Below are 14,776 nucleotides of genomic sequence, written 5' to 3'. Positions count from 1 at the left end.
GTTGAGACCTATTTGTCGTGAAGGATGGCTAACGCCGAATGCCGCCGATCACCATTGCTTCGTTGGGACAGCGATATTGCTAGGCCCAGTGGAGCAACGTCATCGTGGACGGCCGACATCGAATTCTTGCGACTACCGCTTGCAGATGATGCCAACTGTGGTGTTTGCATGATCGGCGCGGGCACTGCGGCTAGGTATCTTGTCGAGTCAGGGCGCGGATGCCAGGGTACATCTCGGAGTGCCACCGGGGGCCAGAGAAAAGATCATAGTGGCCGCACCGGCGCGCCGTCACGTGCCGCTTGTCGCGTGCTGCAATGCCTCGGCACAGACCGTGCGCTGCCTGAGTCTGCCCGCAGCCGGAAATGGCGTCGCGGTCGCCTTCTATGGTCAGTAGTGTAGTAGCGCGGATGTCTTGCGGACGCACAGGCTGGCCGTTCACGAACCAATTGCCGCGTGCCAGACGGAATTCCTGAAACACGATCTGGATGGTATCCAGGTAGAACTCGGCCGCCATGTCGAGCACAGCATGATGCGCATCGCAAACGCGCCGGAGGGCTTCAGCACGCTCGTAGTCGCCTAGCGCGAGCTCCAAATAGTAGTTCCAGTGCGACGTCATCAAAAGACCTGGCTGTGCTGCCATCAAGCCGGCAAGCTGCAGGAAGTTCGGGCACACCTTGCGACCGGCACCGGCGTAGCGATCGGGCACTGTATAGATCAAATTCTGTTGAAACCACATGAGGGAGTGGTCTGCGGCCAATTTTCCCACCGCGGTGGGGCTGCGACGCGCATCAATCGGCCCGCCCATGAGGACCAGGCTCCTGGGAGTCGGCTCATCCGCGCTGGCCAACAGGGAAATAGCCGCCAGGGCTGGCACGGTGGCCTGACAGATGGCAATCACGTGCAGCGGATCTTCCGCGCCAATCTGACGGATAAACGCCTGCAGTTCGGTGACATAGTCATCCAAGTGAAATGGCCCAGCCACCAGGGGCACACAGCGCGCATCAGACCAGTCCGTCACATAGACGATATGCTCGGCCAATAAGGTTTCGATGACCTCGCGAAGCATGACGGCGTGATGCCCAGCCAGCGGTGCACAGACCAGCACAGCAGGTCTTGGATGCGACGCGGCGGCGCCAAGTGCAACCGGATCAGGTGCGAAGCGCAAAAGGCGGCAAAATGCCCTCTCCAGGACGACTTGCTCGACCACGGGAATGACGCAGCCTTTTTGCTCGACGGCTGCGATACCAAATTCCGGCTTGTTGGGGGCTTGTCCCAGACGGTACAGCATTTCGTAACCTGCGGCAAAGGCGGGAGCGCCCGGTATCTGCGACAGGGGGTTCCCATGATCGGAAAACGCGCTCGCCGCGTTCGCTGCCCACACAGCGAATGGCGCGAACATTGCGCGCTGATACTCCATGAACCGGTAGAGCATGGAGGTCTCCAAGAAAGTACGCTGGGCAGGGTCTGCGGCCCCGGTACCTAGCCGGGTGCGGGGAGCGTACCAGAGTTTCACTATAGGTCGGGCAGCTATTGCTGCAGTGCCAAAGATCGATGCAACACCGCTGCGGTGACCTGGTCGGTGGAATGACTGATTCTTTGGCCGCGGCGATCAGCGTTAGTCACAGCACGTCGATGCGGCAATGGCTGAACAATGCGGAGGGATGAGCCCTTGGCCGAACCGCTGCGTCGGTACTAACCGGGGAAACTGACTAATTCGTGTTTCCGGATAATTTCCACCTGCTCATCGATGATGGCCAAAAGCTCGGCTACTGAGCCGGAGAAGCGCTGTCGTACCGTCCCTCGTGTTTTGCCCTCGCTGGCCGAACGCACGAGCTCGTAGCCACTACCCTCTTGCGAAAGACGGATGACTCTCAGCTCCTTGCTGGGCGGAACCCGCAGCCAATAAGAATACCCATTCCTTATCCCTTTCTCTGTGCGCTCGCGAGGAATCAGGTATGGCCGGGCAAGCATGATCTCGGCATGAATCGCTTCAAAGGACATGGCAGCAGTGCTAAAAAAACAAAACCCCTGCATTGCGGGCAGGGGCGAAATTTATTCTCTCGCGGGGTGCAGAAGCCGAAGTTTAGGCTTCTTCTGCAATCAGGAATCTCTTTGGGTTCTTACCAAGCCAGGCCGGTTGGCGACCACGGCCGGACCAAGTCTTCCCTGTCTTGGGGTCGCGGTACTTGGGGGGCAGTTCGGACTTCGGCTTGCTTGCACCGCTACCTGCTGGACGGCCGCGACGGCGCTTGGAGATGTCTTCGACAGTCAAGCCATACTCCGCCATCAGGGTCTGAATCTTCTCGATGACGCCTGCTACTTCATTCGCGCGTACCTCTTCCAGTTGGGCTTCGAGGGCCTGCTTCTGGGACATGAGTTCCTTATAGGATGCCATATGAGTTTCCTTTCTAGTCGAGGTCTGAGAGACGATAGTTTAAGGTCAATTCGATGTAATGCCACCCGAATTCAGCGACATCGGGTCAGAAGTTAATGTAGGGCAACTCCCTGCCATCGCGAGATACACGAAACGTCAACTGCAGACTGGTTGGTCTTTTCAGGACTCCCTGCATAGGGGGCGTGACGCCTCGGCAGGATCCATGGCTTTTTTGGAAACTTGCCGATTTTGCGGGCGAGTATGCATCGCCTCACAGCGGACCAACATCGTTCCCGCCGGCTCATCCTCTCCACCGTCAAAGTCAGGTTCTACGGCAACCCGCAGATAGGGCTGTCGCCTGCCCGGTCACATTGACACGTACAGTCTCGTGAAGAGTCGATTGAGACGTCGTCGTTCAAGGGACGACACGCGTGCAATCGATCATTCCTGCTGGATAAGGAAACGCTCGGGCCGCTTGCCCAGCCACGCCGGCGTCCGGCCACGTCCCGACCAGGTCTTGCCGGTTTTGGGATCCATGTACTTCGGCGGCAGCGGTGCTTTCTCGGTGGCCGCGGTCGCTGTACTTGCGGGCCGGCCCCGACGACGACGCGGCGCCACGTCTTCCGGCGACAGACCATATCGAGCCATCAGCTCGCGAATCTGTTCGATGACGCCCGCGACCTCAGTCGAACGCACCTCTTCGATTTTGGCTTCCAACGCTTGCTTCTGCGCCAACAATTCCTGATACGTTGCCATTCTTGTCTCCAATTTTTCAGGCACGTTTAATTTATACGCATTCTCAAGTCGGTCGGCAAGATAGTCGTTGGTACCCTCAGACGGAACTTTGTAATCCGTTCAATCGAAATGACTGTCTGTATTAACGTATGGCCCGGGTCCCGGCCGATAACCTTCCCCATCCACGCATGGCCTGCACGTGCGGCCAATTACCTCATCCGTGGCTCGCGCAAATGGCTACGTTCGCGTTCTTGCCTCCCTCGCCTCCTGCGCCGGCAGCGCATGGCTTCAAGCGTAAACAAGTACAATCGGGCCAAAACTTCCTCCTACCGTCCATGCCATATAAAGCTGCACTCGCCCTTGCCGCTCTGATGCCATTTATCTCTCCTCTTGCGAGCGCGCAGGTTCGTGGGGCAGGCTCAACCGCCGCGGCACCCGTCTACCAGATTTGGGCGGAATCCTACAAAGCGTCCACAGGCGTAAATATCGCGTACGAAGCGGTGGGCTCGAGCGAGGGCATGAAGCGCGTACGCGATGGAGGCATCGATTTTGGGGCGTCGGATGTGCCACTTTCGGCGTCGGAAGCAAAGCGTGTCCATTTGGTACTGGTGCCAACCGTGGTAACTGCGGCTGTTCCGGTTGTCAATCTTCCTTCTGTTGCCCAGGGCCAATTGCGGCTTACCGGCGACGTGCTGGCCAAGATATTCCTAGGGAAACTTGACGCGTGGGATGCTACCGAAATTCAAGCGCTGAATCCTGGTATCTCGCTTCCAAAGCTGAAGATTCGACCGGTGGTACGCGCTGACGGTTCAGGCACGACTTTTCACTTCACGGACTATTTGAGCAATGTCAGCGACGATTGGAAGATTGCCTTCGGCACGAAGTCTTCCCTCTCCTGGCCGGTCGGTTTTCTCACTGCAAAAGGAAGCGACGAGGTCGTCCGAGCGGTCCGAAGCACCCCTGGAACCATCGCTTACATCGACTACAACTACGTGCTCGACGCCGGCCTGAGCCCCGTGCAGTTACGCAACGCTGCAGGGAATTTCGTTACCGCTCAGGTCAGCAGCTTCCGCGAGGCTGTGTTGAATAGCGACTGGAACAGAAAGGGCGATTTTTCCAGTAGTCTTGTCAATCGCCCGGGCCGAGACACATGGCCCATTACGATGGGCACGTTCGTGGCCGTGCCCGAAATCAGTAAATCTGCAAAGCAAACTCTAGCAGCGCTTCGCTTTGTCACTTGGGGATACTTGCGCGGAGACGACTTGGCCCGACGGGCAAAGTTCGTCCCCCTACCGGAGCGCGTTCAGGCAAATGCCTATCGCGAACTCGCGCGAATCACTGATGAGTCCGGTGCCATGATTGGCTTGCAAAGCATGGCGAGCACGCCCGGCCCCAAGCCATAAACGCCTTGAATTTGCCGAGTCCGCGGCGCAAAAGGCTTTCTTGACTATCCGCGCCTGGCTACAACCCCCCTCCGCCATCATGCAATGCCCCGTGACCGCAGCGACGCTAGAGATAGAAGCTCCTGAGCCAAACAAGACTATTGTGCTGAGGGCAATGCAGTGCCCTGCATGCAGCGAAGGAATCATCGAATACCGCGAACTCCGCCACGCAGTCGGCGAGCCCCGACGTCATAAAATATCGACCATATAGCGACCCCTTCGGAGAAGCCGCATCGGTAGCTCTGAGCACCGCGCATCAACAGCCGTCGATGGGCCCTGCCCGGATACCACGCTTCGCGGTACATAGCCCCCCAGCGTCTTCCCAGCCTTATGCAAGGATTCCTATCTGCGCGAAGGGCTGCATCCAGCAAACGAAGCTGCCCCTTACAATGTTGCCGTGCAATATAGGACCATGGCCGAAGAAGTGCACAAATAGCCACACGCCATATTTGCGGCTGGCAAATACGCCGACGGCCGCCGAGGGAAGCCGCGGAGGACAGAATGGCGACAGCTCGAGCTGGAACCAGAGGGGAGGCACTGAAGCTCCTGGAAACAGAGGGAGTAACGGTGGTCGAGTTGGACTACGAGTCAGGTTGGCAGGATGCAGTTGAACTCGGCAGGCTCGGCCAGAAGGTTGGGATATGCGTCGAGTATCGCGGGCACGAAAACATTGTCGTACGCTCGCCGGCTGCGCTCGTTGCCGGCCTATTGCGACCAAAGACAACGTTCCGGCAGCGGAATCTGTACTGTCAGTTTGAGCTCAACGACTTGCCGGCAGATGAGCTAGAGTGCCTGGAGGCAAAGGCGGCGAGGTTGGGGGACTATATTCTCGCGGGGCACTTGATGAGAGAGGTGGATGCACATTGGACAGAGTAAGCTGGTGCGGTCTGTCCTTTCGACAATGAACAGTCCGCTGTCGGGAAGCGCGGGTACTCGACGGCGGCGTTGTATCCCACTCTATCCCTCGCATGCCGAGAACCACTATTATTGGTGGGCCGGGTGGGACTCGAACCCACTATCAGTCGATTATGAGTCGACGGCTTATACCACTTAAGCTTCCGGCCCTTGCGTGGAGCGCGAGATGTTACCCGAAGGCGACCTCTTGCGAACAGTTTTCCACCGCCGCTGTTCTATAGGTCTGCAGAAGAAGCGGAAAGGTCCGCTGCTCTAACCAGGCATGAGCTAGAGGCCCAATAAAACCACGAGAGGAATCGCTGTCGGCACCACGCGCAGCATTTACTTTCCCAGTCGATGCGGGGCGCAATGTAGAGAAATGCGCCCGCATCTTCGGCCTATCAACTGGGTGGCACCATCGCGTGCCAGCCGAGGCAATAAATCAGGCCGCCGATTCAGGCGAGGCTACCGGCGCAACCGCCTTCTTTGCCGGAGCCCGCTTTTTCGTGACGGCTTTCACTGCCTTTTCCGGAGCCGCCTTCTTCGCGGCGACCTTTTTTTCGGGCACCGCCTTTTTTTCAGCGAGCTTCTTCGCAGCCACCTTGCCAGCCGTTGCCTTCTTTGCGCCGGTGGCCTTAGCCTTCTTTGCAGCCGCCTTGTCCTTGGCGGCCTGCTTTTCAAAACGAGCTGCAGCCTTTGCGCCGCCGCGAGCAGATCTGCCAACGCCGCGACCTGGGCATCGAGCCGGGCACGGGTCTCGGCTTGCGCCACGGCGGCGTCGCGGGCCTCGCTACGTGCCGCCACCAATTCGCCACGCAACTCTACGGCGGTGCGCTCGCTCTTCTGGCGGACCGTGCGCCCCTGGTCCGGCTCGCGCAAGCTGCGCCGCTCGCTGGCCTCGGCCCGCTCCTGCGCGAGCGTCACCTGCTCGCCGGCCGGCTCCAGCTCGGTCGAGAATTGGGTACGCAATGCCTCCAACTGGCGCCGACTCGCTTCGAGTTCCTTGCATCCCGCTTCGAGCCGGGCCTGCGTCGCAGTGTGAGGGCCGACCGGGATTCGCAGTTATCTGCTACGGAGCATGATTAAGAATCCCGGCCACCCCTCTTCGATACAATGGGCGCCCGATCCATGGTCTACCCGTCCAGCCCCATGCCGAAGACTGCTTCCATCCTACGGATAGAACTGCTTGACGTGAAACCTTTGGTCTGGCGTCGCATCGTCGTGCCAGTCAATATTCAACTCCCGAAGCTCCATAAGATCATCCAGGCGGTCATGGGCTGGGAAGACAGTGACCTACATCTGTTTAACATTGGCGGCACGTCATACGGTGTACTGGACGACGAATTTCCGGACGACCACGCTCTGCCCGAGAAGGCCGTGCGGCTGAGCAAAGTGCTGGGCTCCGATACCGAATTCGAATACCAATACGACTTCGGAGACAATTGGCAACATCGTATCGTGGTCGAGGCTATTGGCGTGCCCGACCTGGCTCTGACACTGCCGGTGTGCTTGGCTGGTGAGAACGCTTGCCCTCCTGAAGATGTCGGAGGCGTGTCCGGGTATGACCGGTTCCGGGAAGCGTTAGCGGACCCTGAAAATGAAGAACATCTGGACTACCGAACCTGGGTCGGCGGTATCTTCGACCCGGCTGGATTCGACGTGAATGCGGTGAATTCCCGGCTCAGGGCGATTCGGTAAAGGAGGGTTGGCGCAAGAGCTCGGAGTTGCTTCTGATCTTGAACCAAGGTTGGGCCAACTCAACCGCCATCTCGATCGCCGCCACGCCCCCGGCCACGATTCTCGCCACGGTCACCACCGTGGTTGTCCCTTTGGGCTTGGCCGCGCTCCTGACCTCGCCCCCAGCCCCGGCCCTCTGCTCGGTTGCCGTTGTTCCCGTCACGGCTTTCCCCTCGATTGCCAGAGCTCCAGCCTCGCCGTTCGCCTTGGTTCCCGCCCCGGTCCCAGCCTCGGCGGTCACCCCCGTCCCGGTTGTGGCGGTCTCGGTCCCATTCCCTACTACCGCCATAGTAGCCGCCATTGCTCCAATTGAAGTACGCCCCACCATAACTGGGTACAGCATATCCACCGTAATAGGGTGCAGCCTGGCCACCGTAGTACCCGTCATCATATGGGGCAATGGCACAACCGCTCAGCAACGAAGCGGCGGCAAGGGTCAGTACGGCTGGGCGGCTCATCAACTTTCTCTCTGCTGGGGATAGATAAACTTCCGGGAGGATACCGCTGGATACAGATAGCAACTGTAAGAATTCGTGTGCTATGAGGTAAGGTCAGGAACGCCACCAACTGTGGGGTTTCGGATCGGTCCGCCTGCTCCCAGGCTTGCAGCGGATATCCGCGCTGTGGGGGATCCAATGTAGTCGGCTGTCACCGTACCATGATTGCAAAGTCTCCCTTGCCGACGTCGAATTCCGGGGCTGCGCCAGTCATCCGGAATGTCTTCCCTGCGCGTGCCAGGCGGGAGGCCCTCCATGGCTTCATCGTAGAGTCAGCCGCCAATAATGCAGACTCATTGACGGGCCGAGCTTTCCGGGGACCTCGACCCAGCCCCCTCTACCGGCCGCCGAAGACGGCCCGTCTCCTATGCCTTCGCATAGTCCGACATGCGCTGCTCGCACAACGCAATGAGGTCGTGCCGGTGCGCGATGAGGATCGCCTGTCGGCAATAATCAGGCCAAGCGCACCGGCGGCCCCTAACGCCTGCTTCAGATCCTGATCTGGATAGTTGCGCTGCCCCCGCCCCGGCGAATGTCGACGGCTGATCTGCATTCTGGCGCAGTCTCCAAGTGCCACTGCGCTGCAACCGCCAGAAGCGCCCACTCTGAAGGTTCCGCGGGCCGTGGTCGTCGTGAAGAAAATTTGAGGATTGTGCGACGCAAGTGTGAGCCCTGTTTCTCATACTTCAGCGCAGAGACAGCTACCCCTCCTGTCCATTCACACGTCGGGGTATAGATCATGAAGAGAAAACAGATCAATAGCGGTGCACGTGCAGCCAAGCTGTCGCTGGATATCGCCGAGGCTGCCATTGCAGCGCCAAGCGATAGCGAGCAATTTGATGGCGTCGCCAAGGCCTATAGGAAAGACTGCCGACTCAGTGAGACATCAGCCTCCTTAGCCAAGGGCGGCCATGACGCTCCACCGTGCATCTTGGCGCCGATGGACAAAGCGAATTTGAACAAATCTCGCAATTGCGCACGGTTTTGCATTCGTCCCGCTTTGACAGCTTGCCTCCAAGCTCCATTGGCATGCGGGCGCGTTGTACAAGGATGGAAAAGCGCTAAGGAGCAAGCGACGCATGGTAGCGAGACGGGCTGGCAGGCGTCGGTCGCGCAGTGCGAAGCGGCGCGCGAGCCGCCGATCGGCGCGCACTTGGTCACGCCGCGTCGCGGCTATTGCCACCACGGCATTTATGTTGGCAACGGTCGCGTGTTGCACTATGCGGGCCTTTGCCGTGGGCTGCACACCGGGCCGGTGGAAGAACTGAGCCTGGAACACTTCGGCGCGGGCAATGACGTCGAGGTAAGAACCGGGTTGCTTCCACGTTTTACTAGCGAGGAGGTGGTTAGGCGGGCACGCTCTCGCCTGGGAGAGAACCGCTATCGGCTGCTTAGTAACAACTGCGAGCATTTCTGTACCTGGTGCCTGTATGGCGAAGCCCGCAGCGAGCAGGTCCGCCAATGTGCCATCCACCCCATGCGCATACTGCGCGTGCTTAGTTCCTTGCTGTCATTCTGGTGGAATAGGCCGCCAACCCATGCGCTGCTTGCAACAGGCCTCAACGATCGCTCTTACCTTTGAACATGACCTTTCCGGTCGCCTAATCGGCTACGTGTCGATCCGATGCCATAAGCTGGTTCAGTGTCGTAGACCCGCTGGTCGTTCATGGCGTCGTCGCGACCGACACGGGGTTCAATCCAGGCCTTGTTGTCGAGGTTAATGATGATCGGTGTCGCAGCCGCTTCGTGCGCTGCGCCGGCTCGGCGACCGCTACCGCCTCGGCTTGTGAACGCACCTAGCCAAGGGCTGACGCCTATGAAGTAATACCACCGTTCAGAATGAGCGGGGTTGGTCATTGAGCACCGCCGTCCGGATTTGTCGCGGTGCGTGAGCGTGAAGCGGTCACTAGGCCAGCTGTTGACGTTTGACAGCTGTTGGCGTTTGACGAATGGCTTGCTGCTCAGCTGGTTAGCGGCCGGTTCGACGAACCCGATGCAAGGGCTAGCCGAGTCGGAAAGCATCGCTGCGGTTCACAAAAATTTTCGAGCACTCACCAGGTGGCGACGGCGTCGTCAAGCGCGCCTTATAGGACCCGGTGTACCGCCATAAGAAGCCCCCGCAAAGAAATTCTCTCGGGGGGCTAAAATGGTCGCACAGAGGTCGCGCCCATCACTTGGTGGCTTCTTCAAGCCGTCGGCACTTACTTTTCTGAGCGCCCTTCGATATATCCATCGCGGTTGGTGATTCTCGCGCCGTCCGTAAACACATCCCACCGATCGGTGCTTGCTCTGCCACCATTGGTGTAGGGCTCCTGCTCCTTCACAGCGCCATCGGTGTAGACGTCCCGCATCCCGATGCCTGCATGGGCTACTCCAGCACCGAGCGCGGCACTCGCCGCAACGAGCAATAAGACGTTCTTCAGCATTTTCCACTCCTTTTCAGGTGGTTACAGGGTTCCGTTCACTATGACTTGTGCGCTGCGGGGCTGAGCCGGGACGCCGCAAGGTTTGCTCAGACAGGCTGAGTGCTTGTCCTTGGCTGTAGTGTGCGCAAGAGAACTCACGCATTGATCCGTCAAAGATCAAATTTTCATCACGGCGCACCACTGAGTGTTGCTACGCCCTTTCCATGCAGGAGCGATAAAGCTAGCCGCGTCGCGCTCTGATGGCTAAAGCCCACTTCCGTCGCACAGTTTTGCCACCAGCAAATCGCTTGCGCTGTCTTGCGACGCGAGACGTCATGCTCGATCGTGTGCGGTCGGAAATGCAGCATCGGAAGGACGGGCTGGTCTTGTGGCGCCACCCATGGCCGCGTCAGGTGGCGACAGATGGCGTGGCCGTCAAGCGGCGCTCGCGCGTAGCCCGCGCGGTGCTATCTGGCACCCGGCGCCGCCTGCGCACGGGTCAGGTGCTCGAGAACGGCCTTGCGCTCTATCTCGGCGGCAGCGCGCGCGGTGAAGATGCGGTAGACATAGTCCATCAAGACTTCTTCCTCTTTCATTTTTCGAATATTGAGGAAGGCCATATGCCCGATCACCTTGCCTTGGCTGTCCTGGATCGGCAAGCCGTAATAGCATTCGAAGCCCTGCTCCCGCGGAAACAGAGCGCCAATGCCTTCCGGATAGAACACCGGCGCGCCCTGCTCGAAAACGGCTTCGCAGGGTGTACCGGCGAGGTCATATTCGACGTTTTCGCGAAAGTCGTCCTTGAACCAGAAGGCCAGTGTGTGGACCCGTCGCGGTGGCCACCCCGTGCACTCCGTGACAAAGGCGCAGGGAACATCCAGGGCAGCGGCGAAGTGGCGCACCAGAGCACGAAAGAATTCGTCGCCACAGGTGCCGGCGGTGCCTTCGACGATGTGCCTGAGAATGTCCTCGACTCGCTTGATCCGGGTCACATCGGTGTCCAGGCCGACTAGCCGCAAAGCCTTGCCGTTGGCATGGCGAATGGCGCTGCCCAGGGAATTGACCCACCGGTAATGCCCATCCTTGTGCAGCAGCCGGCACTGCTGCTGATAACGCGGGCTGGCCCCTTCGATATGCCTTGCCAAGGCTTGCTCGACGGCTTGCAAATCGGCGGGATGCACCCGTTCCCTCCAGGCCTGCAGGCTGTCCGGGATTTCCTCTTCCTCAAAGCCGAGCATGGCCTTCCAGCGTTGCGACAGGTGGATTTGGTTGGTCTGGAAATTCCATTCCCACAGTCCGTCATCGGCGCTGCGCATGGCCAGCGCGTAGCGCTCTTCGCTGGAGCGCAGCGCGATTTCTTGCTGTCGGCGCTGCTCCACCGACAATGCGAGTTCGCTTTGCGCGGACGCGACACGGGCACGCAGGTCCGTGACGAGTTGGCGAATCTGATGGAATTCATCAGGTGTGCCGAGGCCGGCGCTATCTTCGCGTGTGGCCTCGGACGCGGCACAGTTGCGCAACAGGGCGCCGAGCGGACGTCCCAGAAAAACTTGAATGGCAAGTGCGACGACGCCAAGCAACAGCGCCAGCCCGATTGCCGCGACCAGCGCGATGCCCGTGCGCGTGCCGGGTGGGCCTGCGCCAGGCACCCAACCAAGCAAGAGGTAGCCAATCAGCACCACGCTGATCAATGCCGGCGGCAGCAGCAGCTTTCCTCTCAGGCCCATCTTGATATCCCTTCCCGGTACCGCCCTTGCCCGTACAGACTCGTATCAAGGCATGCCACGTCTACGCCACACGGCGTGACATGCCGACGCAAGCCCTTCCTAACATAGCCCACGATTCCGCCACCAACCAGTGCCGCGCAAACATGCCAGTGCCTGCGCATGGTGCTGATCAGCAGACTTAATTGAACGCCGCGTGAGAGTTTCGTGACCTTTGTCGGCCAGAGTGACATTGAGCGCAATCGCCACCGACAGGAGCTCCAATGCCAACCACCAGTCTCCATCCGAATCCGGGAGCCGCTGTCCCGCCGCGAGCCGGGATCGGATTGCGCGCGCCACACTATCGGCAAGTCGTGTCGGAAACCCCGTCCACAGGCTGGTTCGAAGTCCATAGTGAAAATTACTTCGGTGATGGCGGTCAGCCCTTGCACTACCTCGCGCAGGTGCGGGCCACTTACCCGCTGAGCCTGCACGGGGTCGGCCTGTGCCTGGGCGCTACGGACCGGCCAGATCGCACACACCTCCAGCGTCTGGCTGCCCTGATCCGGCGCTTCCAGCCAGGGCTGGTATCCGAACACCTGAGCTGGGGCCGCATCGGAGACCACTACCTTAACGACCTGCTGCCCCTGCCCTACACCGAGGAATCGCTCGCCCTCGTGTGCGGGCACGTGGCGGAAGTACAGGACTACCTGCAACAGCAGTTGCTGGTCGAAAACATCACCAGCTATCTCCGGTTCACCCACTCGACGATTCCCGAGCCTGAATTCATCGCGGAGTTGGTGGCGCGAACCGGTTGCGGCATCCTCCTTGACGTCAACAACATCTACGTCAACGCCGTCAACCACGGCACCGATGCATCGGCCTATATCGATGCGATTCCCGTGGGAGCCGTGAACGAGGTCCACCTGGCCGGCTTTGATCAAAGCGACGACATGCTGATCGACACCCATGGCCAACGCGTGGCGGAGCCGGTGTGGAGCCTCTATCAGCATGCGCTCGCCCGCTTTGGCCCGGTTCCCACCCTGATCGAGTGGGATACCGAGATTCCCCCGTTCGAGGTACTTCTCGAAGAAGCCCGCAGGGCCGACCAGATGCTGGAGACCGACAATGCCTTCAGTGCTTGAAATCCAGGCTTGCTTTGCCCGCGCGGTGCTCGAGCAGGACGTGGCCGCACTGTCCGGCCACGTCGTCGGCGGCGCCGCTGGCGCGCAGCGGTGCCTCGGCATCTATGCCAGCAACGTGCGCCACAACTTGAGCGAGGCCCTGCGCGCCGTTTTCCCCGTGATCGAGCGCTTGGTGGGCGAGCCCTTCTTCGATGCCACGGCGGGCCGGTATATCCGGGCCTGCCCATCCACCAGCGGCGACATCCAGCGCTTTGGCAAGAGTTTTCCCGACTTCCTCGCGCGATTCGAGCCGGCCGCGGGCTTGCGCTACTTGCCCGATGTGGCAAGGCTCGAATGGCTCATGCACGAGGTGTTCCATGCGGCAGATGCCGGGCCGCTCGCGCTGGAGCGTCTGGGCGCGCTCGCCGAGGCCGAGGCCGCAGGCCTGCGCCTGATGCTGAATCCAGCCTGCCGCCTGCTTGCGTCGCCGTTTCCTGTGCTGCATATCTGGCAGGCCAACCAGCCGGATACGGCGGTGGATACCGAGATCGACGCCGACATCGGCGGCGACTGGCTGCTGGTCAGGCGCAGCGGCTTTGAGGTCGAAGTGCAGTCCCTGGCGGTCGCCGAATACACCATGCTCGAAGCACTGGATCGCGGCGCCGCGCTCGAGCCGGCATATCAGGGGGCGCTGCAGGCTGCGCCCGACTTCGCGCTGGCCGACTTCATCCAGCGACGCATCCTGGACGCGACCATCATTGACTTCGACGCCCGCGCCGCCTGCCCTATCCTCGCGCCAGGTCGATCGTAAAGGCAGTGCCCTTGCCGAGCGCGCTGCGCACACGGATCTCGCCGCCGTGCAGCTGGACGATGCGCCGGCTGATGGCCAGCCCGAGGCCGACGTTGCTGCCATTGTCAGACTCCGTCCGCTCCACCCGGTAATAGCGGTCGAACACACCCTGTACCCGGCTCGCATCTATGCCCTGGCCGGTATCGCGCACAGTCAGTTCGACGCGCTCGCCGGCGGTCTGGACATCGACGCTGATTTCTCCGCCGGCAGGGGTGTAACGCATGGCGTTCTCGATCAGGTTTTCCAGCACGCGCTCGATCATGCCGATATCGGCGCTTACTGGCGGGCACCCGGGACCCGAGGTCGCCAGCAGGGCCAGTCCGCGCTTGTTTGCCGCCAGGGTGAATTTCTGGACCACGTCCTGCGCCAGTTCCGACAACGGGAAGCTCTCCAGTCGCGGCTGGACCTCCCGCGCTTCCAGCTTGGTCAGATCAAACAGGTCCTGCACCAGCTTGCCAAGCCGCTCGCAATGCCTGGTGGCTACCTGCAGGTAGCGATTGCGGTCATCGGGCGTCAGCTCTTCGGCCTTCAGCAGCAGCATTTCCAGGTAACCCTGCATCGATGCGAGGGGCGTACGCAGATCGTGGGAGACATTGGCGAGCAGTTCGCGCCGCTGCTGGTCGACCTGTGAGAGCTGGGCGAACTGGGTGACGATACGCTCGGACATTTCCTCGAAGGCCGTGCTGAGCTTCTGGATCTCGTCGTCCGCGCGGCCGTCTTGCACCAGTCGCACCGGCGTGGAGAAATCGCCCGCCCGGAATGTCTCGATCGCCTCCGACAGCACGCGCAGGCGGACCGTCAACAACCGAAATACGATCAGCGCCGCCACCAGGCTAAAGGCCACCGTACCGATGATGAGGTCGGTCGCCAGTTCGATCAGGCGCTGCGTCTCAATCATCTTCTGGGAGGCAAGGATCATCAGCGCGCCGATGGCAATGAACACCGCCATCAGCACCACCGCCAGTCTCCCGTACAGCGTTTGCAACATGCAGCCCCCTTTCCCCCCCTTCTGTCC

Annotated in this window: 13 protein-coding genes, 1 tRNA gene and 1 pseudogene; 6 read left to right on the top strand and 9 right to left on the bottom strand. The window is 60.4% G+C overall.

Annotated features, from left to right (window positions below):
• Positions 1 to 190: 190 nt before the first annotated feature.
• The 4 genes from phaZ to CupriaWKF_RS34075 form a co-directional block, all read right to left on the bottom strand.
• Positions 191 to 1,432, bottom strand: coding sequence for a polyhydroxyalkanoate depolymerase (phaZ, locus tag CupriaWKF_RS34090; protein WP_276103659.1), 1,242 nt, complete (start codon positions 1,430 to 1,432; stop codon positions 191 to 193).
• Positions 1,433 to 1,692: 260 nt separating this feature from the next.
• Positions 1,693 to 2,001 carry a hypothetical protein gene (locus CupriaWKF_RS34085; protein WP_276103658.1) on the bottom strand — a complete coding sequence of 103 codons (309 nt, stop codon included), beginning with the start codon at positions 1,999 to 2,001 and terminating at the stop codon, positions 1,693 to 1,695.
• Positions 2,002 to 2,083: 82 nt separating this feature from the next.
• Positions 2,084 to 2,395: an H-NS histone family protein gene (locus CupriaWKF_RS34080; RefSeq protein ID WP_114135866.1), complete on the bottom strand. Its 312-nt coding sequence runs from the start codon at positions 2,393 to 2,395 to the stop codon at positions 2,084 to 2,086.
• A 420-nt stretch (positions 2,396 to 2,815) separates the two neighbouring features.
• On the bottom strand, positions 2,816 to 3,130 hold the full coding sequence (locus CupriaWKF_RS34075; RefSeq protein ID WP_276103657.1) for an H-NS histone family protein: 315 nt from the start codon (positions 3,128 to 3,130) through the stop codon (positions 2,816 to 2,818).
• A 314-nt stretch (positions 3,131 to 3,444) separates the two neighbouring features.
• On the opposite strand from CupriaWKF_RS34075, the gene pstS reads away from it, so the two are divergent.
• Both pstS and CupriaWKF_RS34065 read left to right on the top strand, forming a co-directional pair.
• Positions 3,445 to 4,512 carry a phosphate ABC transporter substrate-binding protein PstS gene (pstS, locus tag CupriaWKF_RS34070; protein WP_276104118.1) on the top strand — a complete coding sequence of 356 codons (1,068 nt, stop codon included), beginning with the start codon at positions 3,445 to 3,447 and terminating at the stop codon, positions 4,510 to 4,512.
• A gap of 540 nt (positions 4,513 to 5,052) precedes the next feature.
• Positions 5,053 to 5,427, top strand: coding sequence for a PHA-granule associated protein 4 (locus CupriaWKF_RS34065; RefSeq protein WP_276103656.1), 375 nt, complete (start codon positions 5,053 to 5,055; stop codon positions 5,425 to 5,427).
• 112 nt (positions 5,428 to 5,539) lie between these two features.
• Here the strand turns inward: CupriaWKF_RS34065 and CupriaWKF_RS34060 are convergent.
• Positions 5,540 to 5,616: transfer RNA gene (locus CupriaWKF_RS34060), tRNA-Ile, on the bottom strand.
• A gap of 271 nt (positions 5,617 to 5,887) precedes the next feature.
• Positions 5,888 to 6,486, bottom strand: a pseudogene (locus CupriaWKF_RS34055) (KfrA protein); the annotation flags it as partial.
• A gap of 87 nt (positions 6,487 to 6,573) precedes the next feature.
• Here CupriaWKF_RS34055 and CupriaWKF_RS34050 point away from each other — a divergent pair.
• Together CupriaWKF_RS34050 and CupriaWKF_RS34045 are read left to right on the top strand one after the other, a co-directional pair.
• On the top strand, positions 6,574 to 7,143 hold the full coding sequence (locus CupriaWKF_RS34050) for a plasmid pRiA4b ORF-3 family protein (protein ID WP_276103655.1): 570 nt from the start codon (positions 6,574 to 6,576) through the stop codon (positions 7,141 to 7,143).
• Positions 7,144 to 8,820: 1,677 nt separating this feature from the next.
• Positions 8,821 to 9,261 (top strand): lecithin retinol acyltransferase family protein, encoded by a 441-nt coding sequence (locus CupriaWKF_RS34045; protein ID WP_276104117.1) that lies wholly within the window; start codon positions 8,821 to 8,823, stop codon positions 9,259 to 9,261.
• A 619-nt stretch (positions 9,262 to 9,880) separates the two neighbouring features.
• On the opposite strand, the gene CupriaWKF_RS34040 is transcribed toward CupriaWKF_RS34045, so the two are convergent.
• Both CupriaWKF_RS34040 and CupriaWKF_RS34035 read right to left on the bottom strand, forming a co-directional pair.
• Positions 9,881 to 10,105, bottom strand: a complete 225-nt coding sequence (locus CupriaWKF_RS34040) for a hypothetical protein (RefSeq protein ID WP_276103654.1) — start codon at positions 10,103 to 10,105, stop codon at positions 9,881 to 9,883.
• A gap of 446 nt (positions 10,106 to 10,551) precedes the next feature.
• Positions 10,552 to 11,811 carry a PAS domain-containing protein gene (locus CupriaWKF_RS34035; protein WP_276103653.1) on the bottom strand — a complete coding sequence of 420 codons (1,260 nt, stop codon included), beginning with the start codon at positions 11,809 to 11,811 and terminating at the stop codon, positions 10,552 to 10,554.
• A gap of 260 nt (positions 11,812 to 12,071) precedes the next feature.
• Here CupriaWKF_RS34035 and CupriaWKF_RS34030 point away from each other — a divergent pair, with 260 nt between their 5' ends.
• On the top strand, positions 12,072 to 12,932 hold the full coding sequence (locus CupriaWKF_RS34030) for a DUF692 domain-containing protein (RefSeq protein ID WP_276103652.1): 861 nt from the start codon (positions 12,072 to 12,074) through the stop codon (positions 12,930 to 12,932).
• The gene (locus CupriaWKF_RS34025) at positions 12,916 to 13,722 is read left to right on the top strand and encodes a DNA-binding domain-containing protein (protein WP_276103651.1); all 807 of its coding nucleotides are present in this window, start codon (positions 12,916 to 12,918) and stop codon (positions 13,720 to 13,722) included. The genes CupriaWKF_RS34030 and CupriaWKF_RS34025 overlap by 17 nt, the downstream gene beginning before the upstream one ends.
• On the opposite strand, the gene CupriaWKF_RS34020 is transcribed toward CupriaWKF_RS34025, so the two are convergent.
• Positions 13,697 to 14,749: an ATP-binding protein gene (locus CupriaWKF_RS34020; RefSeq protein WP_276103650.1), complete on the bottom strand. Its 1,053-nt coding sequence runs from the start codon at positions 14,747 to 14,749 to the stop codon at positions 13,697 to 13,699. The genes CupriaWKF_RS34025 and CupriaWKF_RS34020 overlap by 26 nt on opposite strands.
• Positions 14,750 to 14,776 lie beyond the last annotated feature (27 nt).

It is taken from the genome of Cupriavidus sp. WKF15 (assembly GCF_029278605.1).
Taxonomy (GTDB): domain Bacteria; phylum Pseudomonadota; class Gammaproteobacteria; order Burkholderiales; family Burkholderiaceae; genus Cupriavidus.
Note: the sequence above shows the minus strand (reverse complement) of the source record. Positions and strands in the feature narration are given on the sequence as shown.

What these genes read in the sequence shown, in the direction of transcription:
- phaZ (WP_276103659.1), bottom strand. Translation starts at nt 1,432, where the DNA reads ATGCTCTACCGGTTCATGGAGTATCAGCGCGCAATGTTCGCGCCATTC.
- CupriaWKF_RS34085 (WP_276103658.1), bottom strand. Translation starts at nt 2,001, where the DNA reads ATGTCCTTTGAAGCGATTCATGCCGAGATCATGCTTGCCCGGCCATAC.
- CupriaWKF_RS34080 (WP_114135866.1), bottom strand. Translation starts at nt 2,395, where the DNA reads ATGGCATCCTATAAGGAACTCATGTCCCAGAAGCAGGCCCTCGAAGCC.
- CupriaWKF_RS34075 (WP_276103657.1), bottom strand. Translation starts at nt 3,130, where the DNA reads ATGGCAACGTATCAGGAATTGTTGGCGCAGAAGCAAGCGTTGGAAGCC.
- pstS (WP_276104118.1), top strand. Translation starts at nt 3,445, where the DNA reads ATGCCATATAAAGCTGCACTCGCCCTTGCCGCTCTGATGCCATTTATC.
- CupriaWKF_RS34065 (WP_276103656.1), top strand. Translation starts at nt 5,053, where the DNA reads ATGGCGACAGCTCGAGCTGGAACCAGAGGGGAGGCACTGAAGCTCCTG.
- CupriaWKF_RS34050 (WP_276103655.1), top strand. Translation starts at nt 6,574, where the DNA reads ATGGTCTACCCGTCCAGCCCCATGCCGAAGACTGCTTCCATCCTACGG.
- CupriaWKF_RS34040 (WP_276103654.1), bottom strand. Translation starts at nt 10,105, where the DNA reads ATGCTGAAGAACGTCTTATTGCTCGTTGCGGCGAGTGCCGCGCTCGGT.
- CupriaWKF_RS34035 (WP_276103653.1), bottom strand. Translation starts at nt 11,811, where the DNA reads ATGGGCCTGAGAGGAAAGCTGCTGCTGCCGCCGGCATTGATCAGCGTG.
- CupriaWKF_RS34030 (WP_276103652.1), top strand. Translation starts at nt 12,072, where the DNA reads ATGCCAACCACCAGTCTCCATCCGAATCCGGGAGCCGCTGTCCCGCCG.
- CupriaWKF_RS34025 (WP_276103651.1), top strand. Translation starts at nt 12,916, where the DNA reads ATGCCTTCAGTGCTTGAAATCCAGGCTTGCTTTGCCCGCGCGGTGCTC.
- CupriaWKF_RS34020 (WP_276103650.1), bottom strand. Translation starts at nt 14,749, where the DNA reads ATGTTGCAAACGCTGTACGGGAGACTGGCGGTGGTGCTGATGGCGGTG.